Source organism: Arthrobacter sp. Ha26, from assembly GCF_059091705.1.
Window position 1 is genome coordinate 140,033 of record NZ_JBNHGX010000008.1, and the last position, 17,355, is coordinate 157,387.

The 17,355-nt window shown below is 66.0% G+C and carries 15 protein-coding genes; 12 read left to right on the forward strand and 3 right to left on the reverse strand.

The window, feature by feature from the left end; all coding sequences use genetic code 11:
* Positions 1–18: 18 nt before the first annotated feature.
* Positions 19–825, reverse strand: a complete 807-nt coding sequence (locus AC5RVY_RS17515) for a peptidylprolyl isomerase (protein WP_493955966.1) — start codon at positions 823–825, stop codon at positions 19–21.
* 227 nt (positions 826–1,052) lie between these two features.
* On the opposite strand from AC5RVY_RS17515, the gene hisS reads away from it, so the two are divergent.
* On the forward strand, positions 1,053–2,423 hold the full coding sequence (gene hisS / locus AC5RVY_RS17520; RefSeq protein WP_493955967.1) for a histidine--tRNA ligase: 1,371 nt from the start codon (positions 1,053–1,055) through the stop codon (positions 2,421–2,423).
* 27 nt (positions 2,424–2,450) lie between these two features.
* Here the strand turns inward: hisS and AC5RVY_RS17525 are convergent, their stop codons facing one another.
* Positions 2,451–3,689, reverse strand: a complete 1,239-nt coding sequence (locus tag AC5RVY_RS17525; protein WP_493955968.1) for an APC family permease — start codon at positions 3,687–3,689, stop codon at positions 2,451–2,453.
* A 109-nt stretch (positions 3,690–3,798) separates the two neighbouring features.
* Here AC5RVY_RS17525 and aspS point away from each other — a divergent pair, with 109 nt between their 5' ends.
* Both aspS and AC5RVY_RS17535 read left to right on the forward strand, forming a co-directional pair.
* Entirely contained in the window at positions 3,799–5,577 is a 1,779-nt protein-coding gene (gene aspS, locus AC5RVY_RS17530; protein WP_493955969.1) for an aspartate--tRNA ligase, read from the forward strand.
* A 72-nt stretch (positions 5,578–5,649) separates the two neighbouring features.
* Entirely contained in the window at positions 5,650–6,435 is a 786-nt protein-coding gene (locus AC5RVY_RS17535; protein WP_493955970.1) for a GNAT family N-acetyltransferase, read from the forward strand.
* A 7-nt stretch (positions 6,436–6,442) separates the two neighbouring features.
* Here AC5RVY_RS17535 and AC5RVY_RS17540 read toward each other — a convergent pair whose 3' ends face one another.
* The gene (locus AC5RVY_RS17540) at positions 6,443–7,123 is read right to left on the reverse strand and encodes an acVLRF1 family peptidyl-tRNA hydrolase (protein ID WP_493955971.1); all 681 of its coding nucleotides are present in this window, start codon (positions 7,121–7,123) and stop codon (positions 6,443–6,445) included.
* A gap of 72 nt (positions 7,124–7,195) precedes the next feature.
* On the opposite strand from AC5RVY_RS17540, the gene AC5RVY_RS17545 reads away from it, so the two are divergent.
* The 9 genes from AC5RVY_RS17545 (at position 7,196) to aroC (ending at position 17,345) form a co-directional block, all read left to right on the forward strand.
* On the forward strand, positions 7,196–8,611 hold the full coding sequence (locus AC5RVY_RS17545; RefSeq protein WP_493955972.1) for a replication-associated recombination protein A: 1,416 nt from the start codon (positions 7,196–7,198) through the stop codon (positions 8,609–8,611).
* 170 nt (positions 8,612–8,781) lie between these two features.
* Positions 8,782–9,408, forward strand: a complete 627-nt coding sequence (gene rpsD, locus AC5RVY_RS17550) for a 30S ribosomal protein S4 (protein ID WP_493955973.1) — start codon at positions 8,782–8,784, stop codon at positions 9,406–9,408.
* 146 nt (positions 9,409–9,554) lie between these two features.
* On the forward strand, positions 9,555–9,929 hold the full coding sequence (locus AC5RVY_RS17555; RefSeq protein ID WP_050054932.1) for a DUF948 domain-containing protein: 375 nt from the start codon (positions 9,555–9,557) through the stop codon (positions 9,927–9,929).
* 17 nt (positions 9,930–9,946) lie between these two features.
* Positions 9,947–10,189, forward strand: coding sequence for a hypothetical protein (locus AC5RVY_RS17560; RefSeq protein ID WP_493955974.1), 243 nt, complete (start codon positions 9,947–9,949; stop codon positions 10,187–10,189).
* A gap of 132 nt (positions 10,190–10,321) precedes the next feature.
* Positions 10,322–13,000, forward strand: a complete 2,679-nt coding sequence (gene alaS / locus AC5RVY_RS17565) for an alanine--tRNA ligase (protein ID WP_493955975.1) — start codon at positions 10,322–10,324, stop codon at positions 12,998–13,000.
* A gap of 7 nt (positions 13,001–13,007) precedes the next feature.
* On the forward strand, positions 13,008–13,607 hold the full coding sequence (gene ruvX, locus AC5RVY_RS17570) for a Holliday junction resolvase RuvX (RefSeq protein ID WP_493955976.1): 600 nt from the start codon (positions 13,008–13,010) through the stop codon (positions 13,605–13,607).
* Positions 13,604–15,262 carry an endolytic transglycosylase MltG gene (gene mltG / locus AC5RVY_RS17575; protein ID WP_493955977.1) on the forward strand — a complete coding sequence of 553 codons (1,659 nt, stop codon included), beginning with the start codon at positions 13,604–13,606 and terminating at the stop codon, positions 15,260–15,262. The genes ruvX and mltG overlap by 4 nt, the downstream gene beginning before the upstream one ends.
* The gene (locus tag AC5RVY_RS17580; RefSeq protein WP_493955978.1) at positions 15,259–16,119 is read left to right on the forward strand and encodes a shikimate dehydrogenase; all 861 of its coding nucleotides are present in this window, start codon (positions 15,259–15,261) and stop codon (positions 16,117–16,119) included. Before mltG ends, AC5RVY_RS17580 begins: the two co-directional genes overlap by 4 nt.
* Before the next feature lie 26 nt (positions 16,120–16,145).
* Complete coding sequence (gene aroC, locus AC5RVY_RS17585) at positions 16,146–17,345, forward strand: chorismate synthase (protein WP_493955979.1); 1,200 nt, start codon at positions 16,146–16,148, stop codon at positions 17,343–17,345.
* The last annotated feature ends 10 nt before the right edge of the window (positions 17,346–17,355 follow it).

A 17,355-nucleotide genomic window follows, 5' to 3' on the forward strand; every position in this document is an offset into this window, starting at 1 on the left:
CCTCCGGGGCCGGGCTTCCTACTTCAGAGAAAACGAGTCTATCGTGACTGGTTCCACAGGTGCGCCGTCTGTGTCGCTACTGCCCGGAGTGATCCCGGCTGCAGCAATATTCGTCACCACATCGAGGCCGGATGTCACCCTTCCCACCACCGTGTAGCCACCGGCGCTGTCTGAAGGGATGACAGTGTCCTTGTACACAATGAAGAACTGTTTTCCGTTTCCGAACGCGTTGTCTCCCGTCCGGGCCACCGCGATAGTGCCGGCAGGATACGTGTTGTCGGCAGGGGTGTTCTCGAGGGGCCCCCACGTATAGCTTGGATCGCCCTGCCCGTCAGGGCCGGACGCGCCGCACTGGAGCAGGCCGAACATCTCACCAGTCGTCAGGCGGTGGCAGGTCTTGGCATTGAAGTAGCCCTCGTCGCTAAGGGACTTGAAAACGGCGGTTGCCTGCGGCGCTTTTGTCCCGTCCAGCTCCACTGCAACCGGGCTGCCGTTCAGGACCAAGTCGCCGGAGAAGGTCTTGCCGGCGGCAGTATCGGCAGCAGGGATGTTGGCGCCGTTTGTCGGCTGGCCTGATGGGCTTGCAGATGCGGAGGGGCTGGACAGGCCGGCTTCGAGGGCAGCGAACTCGTCCTCAGTGGGATTTCCTGCGAAGGCGGTGAACTGGAGGACGACGGCGAGCACCACCGCGGCACCTCCGGCACCGGCGGCTATCAGGTTGTCGCGCCTGCGCCGTTTCTCCTGGTCCCGCCGCAGCTCGCGCTTGGCTTCCATCTGCTGGATCCGCCGCTTCGTTTCGCGGGCGCTGCGTGAACTGGCCGCCAAGGGTCCTCCTTATTGTCGGGCTGCTGCGGTGCGTGGCGCGGGGCCCCGGCCGCAGGTGTCTGACGGCCGAGCCCTGCCGCTCCGCTGCATTAGAGATGCAGGCGGATGACGCATAAACTGACTGCCGCACATAGTTTATGCATGACTGGCTGGACTGCCGCCGTTGAACGCCCGTTTCGGGCTGCGGGTAAGTCACAGGCACCCTTATCAAAAGGAGAAAATCCACCATGGCACGCACCGCCTCCCTGTCAGGATTCCCCGAGTGGCTTCCCGAGGAGCGGTTGGTGGAGCTGCACGTGCTGGACACGCTGCGCCGGGTGTTCGAGCTGCACGGGTTCGCGTCCATCGAGACGCGGGCGGTCGAAACCGTAGGCCAACTGCTGCGCAAGGGCGACATCGACAAGGAAGTGTACGGTCTCAGCCGCCTCCAGGAGGACGAAAGCGAGAACCCGGTGAAGGGCGGCAAAGCCGATCCACACGCGCTTGCCCTCCACTTCGACCTGACGGTTCCGTTTGCCCGTTACGTGGTGGAGAACGCCGGCTACCTCGCCTTCCCGTTCCGCCGCTACCAGATCCAGAAGGTCTGGCGCGGCGAGCGTCCACAGGAGGGCCGTGCCCGCGAGTTCACCCAGGCGGACATCGATGTGGTGGGGGACGGGGAACTGCCCTTCCGCTACGACGTCGAAATTGCCCTCGTCATCGCGGAGGCGCTCAGCGCCCTCCCCATCCCTGACTTCCGCCTCCGCGTCAACAACCGCAAACTCGCTGAGGGCTTCTACCGCGGGATCGGGCTCGACGATACCGCCGGTGTGCTGCGCAGCATCGACAAACTTGAAAAGATCGGTCCCGCGAAGGTCGCCGGGCTGTTGAAAGACGAACTGGGAGCAACCGACGAGCAGGCTCAGAAGGCCCTGGAGCTCGCTGGAATCCGTACGGAGGACACGTCGTTCGTTGAACAGGTGCGTGCGCTGGGCGTCAGCCACGAGCTTCTCGACGAAGGCCTGAGCGAGTTGGAACAGGTCATCGAAGCCGCTGTCCAGCGTGCCCCCGGCAAGGTGCTCGCCGATCTCAGTATCGCCCGCGGCCTGGACTACTACACCGGCACTGTGGTGGAGACCGTCCTGGTGGGCCACGAGCAACTCGGCTCCATCTGCTCCGGCGGCCGCTACGACGCACTGGCGTCCAAGGGCAACCGGAAGTTCCCCGGTGTGGGCCTTTCCATCGGCGTCACACGGCTCGTTTCCCGCATCCTCAGCCAGGACCTGGCCAAGGCTTCGCGTTCCGTTCCCACCGCTGTACTTGTTGCCCTCACGCATGACGAGAGTTGGAGTGCGGCACAGGACGTCGCCGCCCTGCTCCGCAGCCGCGGGATTCCCACGGAAGTTGCGGCCAAGGCGGACAAGTTCGGCAAACAGATCAAGTTCGCTGACCGCCGCGGCATCCCCTTCGTCTGGTTCACCGACGATGACGGCACGCATCAGGTCAAAGACATCCGCACCGGCGACCAGGTAGTGGCGTTCCCCGAAACCTGGACCCCGCCGTCCGAGGATCTGGCCGTGCAGGTAGCCTCGACAGCCCAGGTGGCCTCCGCAGTCTAAGGGCTGCCCAGCCAAATCACGGCTCAGTTATTGGCGGAAGCGCAACACCAGCCAGCGGCCCGCTACCCCTGCAGCCAGGACAGCCGACATGGTCAGCACCGACGCAGCCGGAAGAGTGAAGGCCAGCAGCAGGCAGCCCAGGAAGCCCGCGACGTTCATCCACTTGGGTGCGTACCCCGGGTGCACCTGCAACTTATAAGCAGAGGCGTTCGCCACGGCGTAGTACAGCAGCACCCCGAAGCTGGAAAAGCCCACAACGGTCATCACATCGGTGGTCAGCAGGAGCAGGATGACGACGGCGGCCACCGCCAGTTCCGCAACGTAAGGCACAGTGTGCTTGCCCCCGATCCTGGCCAGTGGGCGGGGAAGGTCGCGCTCCCGCGCCATCGCCAGGGTGGTGCGGCCCACGCCGGTGATCAGGGCGAGGAGCGCACCCAGGCACGCCGCTGCCGCGCCTGCCTGCACCGCCGGCGCGGCCGCCGCGAACTGTGACTGCAGCACGGCCTCCAGCAGTGGAGTCTGCGTGGCCGCAAGCTGTCCACCAGGAAGGTGGTTGAGGAGCAGCAACGCCAGCGCCAGGTAGATTGCAAACGCCGAAGCAAGCGCAGCGAGGATTGCCCGGGGGATGGAGCGGGTAGGGTTCTTCACTTCTTCACCCAAGGTGGCGATGCGGGCGTAGCCGGCGAACGCGAAAAACAGCAGCCCGGCCGCTGGCAGCACGCCTCCTGGCCCGCCCTGTGAACCTGTGTCGGCAGCGGAAGGGTGCGGGCCCACAAGCGCGGCCACGGCAACGAATACCAAGGTGGCCAGCACAACGCACAAAAGGATCCTGGTCAGCAGGGCGGTACGGGTGATTCCGAGCAGGTTCACCACGGTCAGCACCACCACGGCAGCTACTGCCACGGGCACCGCATAACCCGCGGCGGCATAGCTGCCGAACGTCAGCGCCATCGCGGCGCAGGAGGCCGTTTTTCCCGTCACGAACCCCCAGCCGGCGAGGAAGCCCGGCCATTCACCCAGCTGTTCCCTGCCGTAGATATAGGTGCCCCCGCTGGTGGGATATTTTGCTGCAAGGGCCGCAGATGCCACCGCGTTGCAATACGCCACAGCTCCTGCAAGGACCACAGAGGCCACCAGCAGGTTTCCGGCCAGAGCGGCGGCCGGCGCGAAAACCACGAAGACGCCCGCGCCCAGCATGGACCCGAGGCCGATGGTGGCGGCGTCGAAGGTGCCAAGCCTGCGCTGCAGCTGCTGGTGTGGGCTCATGCGGTGACTGTCCTTGGGTAGCGGGTAAACTCGAACGGGATTGATCCCGGATCGATCCTATTTATCTTCGCTGTTATCTTCCCGTTGTTACCCCGCAGAAAGGCGTGCTGTGCTGCGCACACATGACCTCGGATCCCTTCGTTCCGAGCACATTGGACAGACCGTAACCCTCGCTGGCTGGGTGGGCCGCCGTCGTGATCATGGTGGTGTGGCCTTCGTTGACCTGCGCGATGCTTCCGGCGTGGCCCAGGTTGTGGTCCGCGAGGAAGAAGTGTTCCACGGCCTGCGCAACGAGTATGTCCTGCAGATCATTGGCACGGTGTCCAAGCGGCCCGAGGGCAACGAAAATCCTGCCCTGGCCACCGGCGAGATTGAGGTGATGGCCGAGAAGGTGGTCATCCTCAACACCTCCGATCCGCTCCCGTTCCAGATCGACGAGCACGTTGAAGTGGGCGAGGAAGCACGCCTGAAGCACCGCTACCTGGACCTGCGCCGCCCTGGCCCCGCCCGCAACCTGCGGCTGCGCTCCGAAGCCAACCGGGTGGCCCGTGAGCTGCTGCACCAGGACGGTTTCGTTGAGGTGGAAACCCCCACCCTCACCAGGTCCACGCCCGAAGGCGCCCGCGACTTCGTGGTGCCCGCACGCCTGGCTCCGGGCTCCTGGTACGCCCTCCCGCAGTCGCCCCAGCTGTTCAAGCAACTCCTGCAGGTGGGCGGCTTCGAAAAGTACTACCAGATTGCGCGCTGCTACCGCGACGAGGACTTCCGTGCCGACCGGCAGCCCGAGTTCACCCAGCTCGACATCGAGGCCAGTTTTGTGGAGCAGGACGACATCATTGCCCTGGGCGAGAACATCGTCAAGGCACTGTGGAAGCTCATCGACGTCGACATTCCGACGCCGATCCAGCGGATCACCTACCACGACGCCATGGCGCGCTTCGGTTCGGACAAGCCGGACCTCCGCTTCGGCGTGGAGCTTACCGAACTGACCGAATTCTTCAAGGACACCAACTTCGGTGTCTTCAAGGCGCCCTACGTAGGCGCCGTGGTGATGCCGGGCGGTGCTTCGCAGCCGCGCCGCACCCTGGACGGTTGGCAGGAATTCGCCAAGCAGCGCGGCCACAAGGGCCTGGCCTATGTCCTCTTCAAGGAAGACGGCGAGCTGGCGGGACCCGTCGCCAAGAACCTGACGGACACCGAGCGTGCGGGACTGGCAGACGCCGTAGGCGCCAAGCCCGGCGACTGCATCTTCTTCGCCGCCGGCGAGAAGTCCTCCGCCCGCGCTTTGCTGGGTGCGGCACGCGTGGAGATCGGCCACCGAACCGGCCTGATCGACCCCAACGACTGGGCCTTCTGCTGGGTTGTCGACGCACCGATGTTCGAGCCTGCAGCAGCGGCCGTTGCCTCGGGCGATGTGGCCGTAGGCGCCGGTCAGTGGACCGCCGTCCACCACGCCTTCACCTCACCCAAGCCGGAGTTCATGGACAGCTTCGACACGGACCCGGAGTCAGCGCTGGCCTACGCCTACGACATCGTCTGCAACGGCAACGAAATCGGCGGCGGCTCCATCCGTATCCACCAAAGCGACATCCAGGAACGGGTGTTCGAAGTGATGGGCCTTTCGCACGAGGACGCTCAGGAAAAGTTCGGCTTCCTGCTGGAGGGCTTCAAGTACGGCGCACCCCCGCACGGCGGCATCGCCTTCGGCTGGGACCGCGTGGTGGCGCTCCTGTCCGGCGTGGACTCGATCCGCGACGTCATCGCCTTCCCCAAGACCGGCAACGGCTACGACCCGCTGACGGCTGCCCCGGCCCCGATCACGCCGCAGCAGCGCAAGGAAGCAGGCGTTGACTTCAAGCCGGAAGCCAAACCGGCCGACGGCAAGTAAAAGCTTCAACCCGAATGACCTGAAGGCTCTCCCGTGAAGGAGGGCCTTCAGGCTTTACTCAGGGAGTACCCCGTGGCATACGAGTTTTCCGATCAGCAGATCTCCGCCTTCGAGCCCCTGCTGGATGCGGCGTGGCCTTCGGTGGAGCGCCATGACACAGGGGAGTGGGTCCTCCGCGCTGCGGCCGGCGTGACCCAACGCGCCAACTCCGTCTGGCCGCGGAACACTGCCACAGCGCCCATGGATGCGCTGCGGGAGGCGACGCAGTGGTACCGGGAACGGCGTCTTCCCCTGATCTTCCAAGTCACGGACACGCCGGCCAATGCCGCGCTGGATGACGTCCTCGACCGGCAAGGCTTCACGCGCCAGTCGGAGACCCTCATTATGGCCCGGCACGCCTCTGCAGAACGCAGGCCTTCAGCATCCGCAGCTCCCGTGGAGATTAGTGACCAGCCCGACGACGAATGGCTGGCCCTGTGGTGGAGCGTGGACGGCCGGGGCGGCGCGGCCGAGCTGGAGACCGCGCGCGCCATTCTGGCCGGCTGTCCGTCGCTGTACGCCCTCGTGAGGGACGACGACGGCCGGCCCGCCGCCGTCGGGCGCCTCGCCATGGTGGATGGTACGGGCGGGATGTACTGCATGGCCGCGTCTCCGTCCCACCGCCGGCGCGGGTACGCTTCCATGGTGCTGCACGCGCTTCTGTCCGGAGGTAATGCACGCGGGCTCCATCACTTTTGGTTGCTGGTGACCGCCGCGAACCAGGCTGCGCAGCAGTTGTACAGGCAGGCGGGCTTTAGCGAGTCCGGACGTTACCTTTACCGCCAGCAGCGGCCCCGGCGGGCGCTGACGGGCTGCTAAGCGCGCTTCAGCCAGCGTGTGATGCAGGATCCGTGACCTGGATCCGCACCGAGCAGGCATCGGCGGCCGCTTTCCGCAGCACTGCCGCCTTCGGATCCGGTACGTCAAGGTAGGCCAGCCGGGTCAAGGCGGCGTAGTCCTTGAGGGACGGGTGCTGGAGGACGAGGCCCGCGAGGGTCCTGTCACCGCCGGGGACCACATATTCGAAGGTTTCGCTGCCCAGAACCCGCAGCGCCTGCTCCGCAACTGTTTCAACCAGCCCGTCCGCCTGGTTTGACCGTCGCCGCGCGAACCGCTGCTGCGACTGTCCGCCTGCGGCCGTCCGGGACTGCACGTAGGTGGAGCCCACCTTCGACGCCAGGAGTGTCCCCTCGGTCACCACCGCCACGCCATATCCACCGCGGCGCACCAGCAACAGTCCAAGACGGCGAGGCTGGGACGCCAGGGAGGCAAGCCTTTCGAGTTGGTCCCTGCCGCGGCCCGGGCGGCCGTCGTCCGGCCACGGAGCCTGGAGAATCGCTTCGGCGCCGTCGGACGCCAGAAGGTGCAGCCCGTCGTCGTCATCATTCAGCTGGAAGCCGCCATGCGCGGCCCCGAACCTCTCCGCCCAGCCGGCAAGGCGGCTTCCCGGGACAAAGGTGGTGCGGACGGAGGGCCCGCGCTGCCCGGCGGCAGTACGTGCGGACATGCGGCATCCTTCCATGAATGGGGGCAGCTGCAGTGCGGAAGCCCGTGGGTGAACTGGAAGTAGCCTATCTATGTGGATGATCTCTTCGGGCACGGGCCCGGCAATGATGACGACGACGGTACGCCCGCCCCCGCCCGGACCGTCGGGGGAGGAGGCAGCGCCTCCCCGCGCGGTCCGCTTGCCGTCCGCATGCGTCCCCGCACCCTTGACGAGGTAGTGGGGCAGCAGCATCTCCTCGGCCAGGGCTCACCCTTGCGCCAGCTGGCTGCCGGTGCCGGAGCGGATACCTCCGGCCCGGCGGGACCCACTTCGCTGATCCTCTGGGGCCCGCCGGGAACCGGTAAAACCACCCTCGCGCACGTGATTGCGCGCGGACCGGGCAGGAAGTTCGTGGAACTCTCGGCGATCACCGCCGGCGTCAAGGATGTGCGGCGCGTCATGGACGAGGCACTCACCGCCCGTGACCTGTACAAAACCACCACCGTGCTGTTCCTGGACGAGATCCACCGTTTTAACAAAGCCCAGCAGGATGCCCTGTTGCCGGGGGTGGAAAACCGCTGGGTGGTGCTGGTTGCGGCCACCACGGAGAACCCTTCATTTTCCGTGGTTTCACCGCTGCTGTCCCGCTCACTGCTGCTGACGCTCCGGCCGCTGACAGACGCGGATATCGAGGGACTGCTGCAGCGCGCCGTGGAAGATCCCCGCGGCCTGAACGGGGAGGTGCAGCTTACCGAGGAAGCACTCGACCATCTGGTGAGGCTCTCGGGCGGTGATGCCCGGCGTGCCCTGACCGCCTTGGAGGCGGCCGCCGGCGTGGCCTTCGGTGACGCGGACGATGCCGCGGACGGACCTGTCAGGGTGGACCTGAAGCACACCGAACGTGCGCTGGATGTTGCCGCCGTGCGGTACGACCGTGCCGGTGACCAGCACTATGACGTCATCAGCGCCTTCATCAAGTCCATCCGGGGTTCGGACGTGGACGCCGCGCTGCACTATCTTGCCCGGATGCTCGAAGCGGGGGAGGACCCGCGCTTCGTGGCCCGCAGGATCGTGATCTCGGCGGCCGAGGATGTGGGGATGGCTGATCCCACGGCCCTGCAGACGGCGGTGGCGGCAGCGCAGGCGGTGCAGCTGATCGGCATGCCGGAAGGGCGGATCATTCTCGCCGAAGCGGTGGTGCACCTGGCCACGGCGCCGAAATCCAATGCGGCGTACATGGGCATCAACAAGGCCGTCGCCGATGTCCGGGCTGGCCTGGGGATTGGCATTCCCGCGCACCTGAGGGACGCGCATTATCCGGGCTCGAAGCAATTGGGTCACGGGGTGGGGTACAAATACGCCCACGACGCTCCGCACGGAGTGGTCACCCAGCAGTACCCGCCGGACGACCTGGTGGGGAAGGACTACTACCAGCCCACCGCCAACGGCGCCGAACGGGACATCGCCGTGCGGCTGGAGCGCCTGCGGAAGATTGTCCGGGGCAAGTGACCGCCATGGTAGGATGGATGTTTGTCTGGCAAGGCGCGGACACACAACCTCCCCAATTTTACGTTGAGAAGGTTATGCCTGCGCCCAGTAGCAAAAGGCAGCGGTTGGCCGATGCTCTCCATCGTGGAGGCCAGTAACACTGACACACCGCAGATATTGGAAGGACACAAGTGGCTAACAACACTCGTGCTCGCCGTCAGGCCCGCCTCTCGCGGTCCCTCGGCATCGCTCTGACCCCCAAGGCCGCCAAGTACATGGAGCGCCGCCCGTACGGCCCCGGTGAGCATGGCCGTGCCCGCAAGAAGCAGGACTCCGACTACGCCGTACGTCTGCGCGAAAAGCAGCGTCTGCGCGCCCAGTACGGCATCCGCGAAGCACAGATGACCCGTGCCTTCGAAGAGGCCCGCCGCACCAAGGGCCTGACCGGTGAAAACCTCATCGAACTGCTCGAAATGCGCCTTGACGCCCTGGTCCTGCGTGCCGGCTTCGCCCGCACCATCGCCCAGGCCCGCCAGCTGGTTGTGCACCGCCACATCCTGGTTGACGGCATCCGCGTTGACCGCCCGTCCTTCCGCGTCGGCGAAGGCCAGCTGGTCCACGTCCACAGCCGCAGCGAAACCATGGTTCCGCTCCAGGTTGCAGCAGCAGGCGCCCACCGCGACGTCCTGCCTGCCGTTCCGGGCTACCTGGACGTCAAGCTGGAGGCCCTCCAGGCACGCCTGGTCCGCCGCCCCAAGCGTTCCGAAATCCCGGTGACCTGCGAAGAGCAGCTCGTCGTCGAATTCTACGCACGCTAAATCCCAGCAGCGTATCCAAAGAAGCCCGTGGCAAGCGCCGCGGGCTTCTTTGTATGTAAGGTACTTGGGGGACATCTGCGGAAGTGCGCTGCACCAACCATCCGCCGATGGCATGAACCACAGAATTTCGAGGAGATGAAACGTCTATGTCTGGTGGCGATATTGCCGGCCTGATCGCTGCCGGAGTGTTTGCGCTCCTGGTGCTGCTCCTGGCAGTGCCCATCCTGAAGCTGGGCAAAGTCCTGGATGAGGTGCGTACCTCGATCAGGTCACTGAGCGATGGAGCCACGCCCTTGATGGACGAGGTCACGGCCACTGTGTCCACCACCAACCAGCAGCTGAAGAAGGTGGACGGCATCTCGTCCAACGTCTCGGACGCCTCGGCGAACTTGTCCGCTTTGTCTTCCCTGGTTGCCGCTACCGTCGGCTCGCCGCTGATCAAGGTGGCAGCGTTCAGCTACGGCGTCCGCACCGCGCTGGCCAACCGCAAGAAACCCGCTGCCGGCCGCCGCAGCCGCTGAACCCCGGAGAACCTAAAATGAAACGACTTGTCTGGATGGGAATTGGCGTGGCCATTGGTGTCATCGCGTTCCGCAAGGTGACCGAGGCGCAGGCCAGCATGCAGTCCACGCTGGGACCGCAGGGCCTCAACCGGGCGGTGGGGCGGCTCACCGACGGAATCTACGACTTCGCTGATGCCCTCCGCGACGGGATGCGCGAACGGGAAACCGACCTGCGTGCCGCCCTTGGGGTGGATTCGGGAGAACTGGTCCGCCGCTGATCCGGCAACCACCCGGGCAGCGGCCCTGCCGCAGCACGTCAGAACTAACCGGCAGCAACCGTGTCAACGGCACTGCCAAGTGAACGAACTTCCGCGCACCTGCGTGGACCAAGAAGGGTAAGTAAACAGCTCATGAAGTCGCAGGAGATCACAAAGCGCTGGGTGGACTTTTTTGTCAGCAAGGGCCACACCGCGGTTCCCTCCGCATCGCTGGTCTCCAGCGACCCCTCGCTGCTGTTCACGGTTGCCGGCATGGTCCCGTTCATTCCCTACCTCACCGCCCGCGAGGAAGCGCCCTACTCCCGCGCCACCAGCGTGCAGAAATGCATCCGCACCGGCGACATTGAGGAAGTTGGCAAAACGGCGCGGCACGGCACCTTCTTCCAGATGTGCGGCAACTTCTCGTTCGGCGACTACTTCAAGGAAGACGCCATCAAGTTCGCTTGGGAGCTGCTCACCAAGAGTGTGGACGACGGCGGCTACGGCCTTGCCCCGGAACTGCTGTGGGTGACCGTCTACGAAGAGGACGACGAAGCAAAGGACCTGTGGCTGAAGCACACCGGTGTCCCTGCCGAGCGCATCCAGAAGATGGGCAAGTCGGACAACTACTGGCACACCGGCCAGCCCGGCCCCGCCGGCCCCTGCTCCGAGATCTACTACGACCGCGGCCCCGCTTACGGCGTGGAAGGAGGCCCGCTGGCGGACGAGACCCGGTACATCGAAATCTGGAACCTCGTGTTCATGCAGTACCAGATCGAGAACGTCCGCTCGAAGGAGGACTTCGATGTAGTGGGCGAGCTGCCCAAGCGCAACATTGATACCGGCCTGGGCATGGAGCGCCTGGCCATGATCCTGCAGGGCGTCGAGAACATGTACGAGACGGACCAGGTCCGTCCGGTCATCGACAAGGCTGCCGCGCTCTCGGGCAAGGAATACACCTCCGCCGAGACCGCGGACGATCCCCACCACACCGATGACGTCCGCATGCGCGTGGTGGCCGACCACATCCGCTCGGCCCTGATGCTGATTTCCGACGGCGTCACCCCCTCCAACGAAGGCCGCGGCTATGTCCTGCGCCGGCTCATCCGCCGTGCCGTGCGTTCCATGCGGCTCCTCGGCGTCGAGCAGGCCTGCCTGCCTGACCTGCTGCCTGCCTCCCGGGACGCCATGAAGGGTGTCTACCCCGTGGTGGACACCGACTTCGCCCGGGTCAGCCGGATCGCCTACGCCGAGGAGAAGGCCTTCCTGCGCACCATCGCCTCCGGCACTGCACGCCTTGAGGATGCCGTCAGGGAATCCAAGGCAGCCAACAAGCCGCTGTCCGGCGCCGACGCCTTTACCCTGCACGACACCTATGGGTTCCCGATCGACCTCACCCTGGAAATGGCTGAGGAAGCCGGGCTTAAGGTGGATGAGGCGGCCTTCCGCAGCCTCATGCAGGAACAGCGCCAGCGCGCCCAGGCAGACGCCAAGGGCAAGAAGGGCGGCCACGCCGACCTCAGCGTGTTCCAGGAGCTGCTGGGCCAGGGCGAGACGGTCTTCACCGGCTACACCGAGCTCGACGGCGAATCCCGCGTCCGCGGCATCCTCACCGGAGGACGGCCGGTACAGCAGGCCTCCACGGGCGACGAGATCGAACTCGTGCTCGCCGAGACCCCGTTCTACGCCGAGGCAGGCGGCCAGGCCGCCGATACCGGCCTGATCACCGGCGACGGTTTCGTCGTCGAGGTCCTCGACGTCCAGCGCCCACTGAAGGGCCTGAGCGTGCACAAGGCGATTGTCCGCGAAGGCGAGATCGGGTCTGACTCACTGGTCCGGGCCGCCGTCGACCGCGAACGCCGCCACGCCGCCGAGCAGGCACACACGGGCACGCACATCGTGCACGCGGCGCTGCACCAGATCCTCGGCCCGGAAGCCACCCAGCGCGGGTCCTTCAACAAGGCCGGCTACCTGCGCTTCGACTTCGCGTGGGGCGAGGGCCTGAGCACCGCCACCCGTTCGGAAATCGAAGAAGTCTCGAACCTCGCAATCAGGAACAACTACGCCGTGGAAACCAAGGTGATGGGACTGGCCGAGGCCAAGGCCCTGGGCGCCATGGCCCTCTTCGGTGAGAACTACGGCAGTGAAGTCCGCGTTGTGGAGATCGACGGCGCGTGGTCCCGTGAGCTCTGCGGCGGTACACACGTTTCCAACACTTCCCTGATCGGCAGCCTTTCGCTGCTGGGTGAACAGTCCGTTGGCTCCGGAAACCGCCGCGTGGAGGCCTTCGTCGGCATGGATGCGTTCCGCCACCTCGCCGCCGAGCGGGCCCTTGTGACGGAACTGACGGACATGCTGAAGGTTCCGTCCGGTCAGCTGGCAGACAGGATCGCCGCCACCCTGGCCAAGTTGAAGGCCACGGAGAAGGAGTTGGACCGCCTCCGCAAGGAACAGCTGGCAGCTTCCGCTGCCCAACTGGTCAACAGCGCCAAGGATGCCGGGGGAGTCAGTGTCATTGCACACGACGCCGGCCAGGTCAGCGGCGCCGACGATCTGCGCGGGCTCGCGCTGGACCTCCGTAACCGGCTGGGCTCAGCTGCCTCTGCCGTTGCTGTGGCCGGGGTTGCCAACGACCGCCCCATGATTCTCGTGGCCACGAACGAGGCCGCGCGCGACGCCGGAGTCAAGGCCGGAGCCCTGGTCCGGCTCGCCGCTGGCATTCTCGGCGGTGGCGGCGGCGGCAAGGACGATGTTGCCCAGGGCGGCGGAACGGACGCTTCGAAGGTCGCCCCTGCCCTGGCAGCCGTTGTGGACGCGATCGCGCGGCGATAAGGCACCAATGACCAATCCAACAGTGGCCGGCGGCAGCCCCCAGGGCGTGAAACTGGGGGTCGACGTCGGCACGGTCCGGGTGGGTGTGGCAATTTGCGACCGTGACTCCATCCTGGCTACGCCGTACAAGACGCTGGACCGGAACCCCAAGAAAAACTCCGATGTCCGGGTCATCGCCAACCTGGTGCAGGAACTGGGCGCTGTGCAGGTCATCGTTGGGTTGCCCCGCACCATGAAGGGCGAAGAGCATGCCTCCGCCAGGATGGCCACGGAGTACGCCGGGCTGCTGGCAGCAGAGCTGGCAGCGCGTGCCCTGGCGGTGCCGGTGAACCTGGTGGATGAGCGCCTGAGCAGCGTCACGGCCCACCGGAACCTGCATGAAGCTGGCATGAGCAGCCGGAATCACCGTAAAGTAGTTGATCAGGTCGCGGCGGCAGGCATCCTTCAGCACGCCCTCGACATGCAGAAAGCCAGGGGAGCGGATGTGGGCCGACGCGTCACCGCGCCCTCCCCTTCCGTGGACCCGGGGACCAACGGGGTGGATGAGTCTGTCCGCGCCGCCCCGCAGGTCCCGGACCGATCTTCAGATAATGGAAGGCAACAGTGAGCCCTGCCAATATTGACGACGCATCCGGCCCGTTGGACGCCGGGGCCGCGCGGCCGCTGACCCGCAAGGAACTCCGGGCGCGCCAAAAGACCTCTGACACCGGGCTCCAGGGCGCCGTACCCGAGCAGGCGTACGAAACGGGAGATGACGTGCCGCCCGTGCCGGTTGAGCCGCCCACGGTAGCCGCGCATCCTGCTCCTACGGTTCGGGAAGAGCAGCCCGTTCCGGCTGCTCCGGAGGCGCCGCCATCCATCCACGATGTACAGCAGCCTGATGCTGCGCCTGCCACGGAAATACACCACGTGGTCCAGCACGAGGACATCCATGAGGACGTCCATGCGCACTATGAACCGGCCCTCGCCGGCCACCAGCACCATCACACCGCGGACGTGCATTACGACGGCGACGTCCACTATGCGGAGGGGCACGACTACCACGACGGCGTGCACCATAACGGGACCCTCCCTGATGAGGGGCACTACGACCAGGGGCATTACGACGATGCGCACTATGGCGATGAGCATCGCGACGGGCACCACGAAGATTCACATGTGTTCCTGCCGGGCCCTGCGGCTGCGGCCGTAGTGGCCAAGCCGTCCAAGAAGGTCCGCCGCCGGCGCCGGCTGCTGGCGCTGTTCCTGACCCTTGCCGTTTTCATCACCGCAGTGGCGGTGGGCGCGCAGTTCCTCAAGCCCCTGCTGGGCGATGACAAGCCCAGCGACTTCCCGGGCCCGGGAACGGGCGAGGTGACGGTGACGGTCGAGAACGGCGAAGGCACGCGGTCCGTGGCCAGCACGCTGGAAAACCAAAGGGTGGTGGCGAACGCCGATACCTTCCTGCAGGCCTTTGCGGCATCCGGCGGGACTCTGGCCCCCGGCGATTACACGTTCAAGTCCGAGATGAAAAACAGCGACGCCGTGAACGTCCTGCTCGGCAAGGACAAAACCAAGGTCATCTACTTTGCCCTCAGTGCCGGGCTGCGCATTGGCGAGTCGCTGCAGGCCATCTCCGAAGGATCCGGTATCTCCATCCAGGACCTCAAAGCCCTCAGCGACCAGCCCGCACAGTTCGGACTGCCCGCGAACGCCAAGAACCTGGAAGGCTTCCTGGCCCCGGGGGAGCACCGCTACCCGCTCGGCACCTCCGCGAAGGACATCCTTCAGTCGCTGGTGAAAACAACGGTGGATGAGCTTGTCTCACAGGGGATCACCGACCCGGCCAAGCAGTACCAGGCAGTTATCGTCGCCAGCATTGTCCAGGCCGAGGGCGGCCAGGCGGATTACGGTGATGTGGCCGGTGCCATCTACAACCGGCTCAAGCCCAATGACCAGACCGGCGGGTTCCTGCAGGTGGACTCGGCCGTGACCTATGGCCTGGGCACCCGGAGCTTTAACTTCACGGACGAACAGCGCCAGGACAAGTCGAACCCCTACAACACCTATGCGAACCCGGGCCTGCCTCCCGGCCCCATCGGTTCCCCGGGCAAGACGGCCATTGACGCTGCTGCCAAGCCGAAGTCCAACGATTACCTTTACTGGGTGACCATCAACCTCGACACCAAGGAGACCAAGTTCTCCCGCACCCTGGCTGAACACAACGGCTACGTTGAGCAGTACAACGCCTGGTGTACCGCAAACGTGGGCCGCTGCACATGAGCCTCAGGGCAGCCGTCCTGGGCCACCCGATCAGCCACTCCAAATCACCCGCGCTGCATCACGCCGCGTACAGCAGGCTGGGCATCGGTATCAGCTACACTGCCATCGACGTCACCGAGGAGCTCTTGCCCTCGTTGATGCGCCAGGTCCGGGACCAGCCGGGCTGGCGCGGACTGTCCGTCACCATGCCCCTGAAAACGGCCATGGTGGGTGAAGTGGACGAGGTCCGCGGTGTGGCCCGGACGTTGGGCGTGGTGAACACTGTGTCCTTCGAGCAGGACGGAAGCGGCTTCCGGACAGTCGGGTCCAATACGGACGTGGCTGGAATCGTGAACGCTGTCCGCCATGCAGGCGCCCGGACGCCGTCGGCGCCGGTTGTCCTCGGCGGGGGCGGAACTGCGGCGGCCGCCGTCGCGGCCCTGAAGGAACTCGGGGCAGGCTCGGCCCGCATCTTCGTCCGGGATCCTGCCCGCACCGCCGACGTCCGCTCCGCAGCGGAAGGCCTTGGCTTCACGCTGGACGTGCGGCCCATGACGGAGGCCGCGGCACCCACGGCCGCTGCCGACGTCGTGATCTCCACCCTGCCGCCCCGGGCTGCGGACGGGCTGGCGGCCGAAATCGCCGCCCTGAAGACCCCGACGTCCGGCGTTTTGCTCGACGTCGCCTACGACCCCTGGCCCAGCCTGATGGCATCGGTCTGGAAATCGGGCGGCGGTGCCGTGGTACCAGGCCTTGAAATGTTGTTGTACCAGGCCGTGGAACAGGTGCGTCTGTTCAGCCGGCTGGAAGAGGAAGTTAACGCATCCGTCATAGATGTGATGTGTGACGCAGTCGGCCTTCCCCGACGGGCGTTGTAACCGCCATACGTGGCAGGATGGAAAATATGTTGCGTTGGTTGACTGCCGGTGAATCCCATGGTCCGGCTCTGATGGGAATTATTGAAGGCGTCCCCGCCGGTGTGGAGATCACCAGCGGGCACATCGCCGATTCACTGGCCCGCCGGCGCCTCGGCTACGGACGCGGCGCCCGCATGAAGTTCGAACAGGACGCCGTAACCATCCTGGGCGGCGTGCGCCACGGCATCACGCAGGGCGGCCCCGTAGCCATCCAGGTGGGCAACACCGAATGGCCCAAGTGGGAGCAGATCATGGCTTCCGACCCCGTCGACGCGGAACTGCTCGCGGACCAGGCCCGCAACGCCCCCCTGACCCGCCCCCGCCCCGGCCACGCCGACTTCACCGGGATGCAGAAATACGGTTTCGACGAGGCCCGTCCCGTCCTGGAACGTGCCAGTGCCCGTGAAACCGCCACCCGCGTTGCCCTGGGCACCGTTGCCGCGCAGTTCCTTAAGCACCTCGGGATCGAACTGGTCAGCCACACCGTGTCCATCGCCAGTGTGACGGTCCCGGAAGGGCGCCCGCTGCCGGTGCCCGCCGATGTGCTGGCCCTTGACGCTGATCCGCTGCGCTGCTTCGACCGGGAAACGTCCGATGCGATGGTGGCCGAGGTGGACGCCGCCCACAAGGAAGGCGAAACCCTGGGCGGCGTGGTTGAAGTCCTCGCCTACGGCCTGCCGCCGGGACTGGGCAGCTACGTGCACTGGGACCGCCGGCTTGACGGCAGGCTCGCCGCCGCCCTGATGGGCATCCAGGCGATCAAGGGCGTGGAAGTGGGTGACGGATTCCTCACCGCCGCGCGCCGCGGCTCCGCCGCCCATGACGAAATCGTCAAGGACGCCGACGGCCGGATCACCCGCACCAGCAACCGCGCCGGCGGCATCGAAGGCGGCATGAGCATCGGTGACGTGCTGCGCGTCCGCGCCGCGATGAAGCCCATCGCCACGGTGCCCCGAGCCCTGAAGACCATCGATGTCAGCACTGGCGAGGCAGCGAAGGCCCACCACCAGCGCTCCGACGTCTGTGCCGTACCGGCCGCAGGCGTTGTCGCCGAAGCCATGGTGGCGCTGGTCCTGGCAGAAGCCGTGACCGAAAAGTTCGGCGGCGACTCCGTGGCGGAAACCGCCCGCAACATCAAGGGTTACCTGGACAACATTCCGGCGTCCCTGGACTCGATCGGCCAGTAAGTGCCCCACC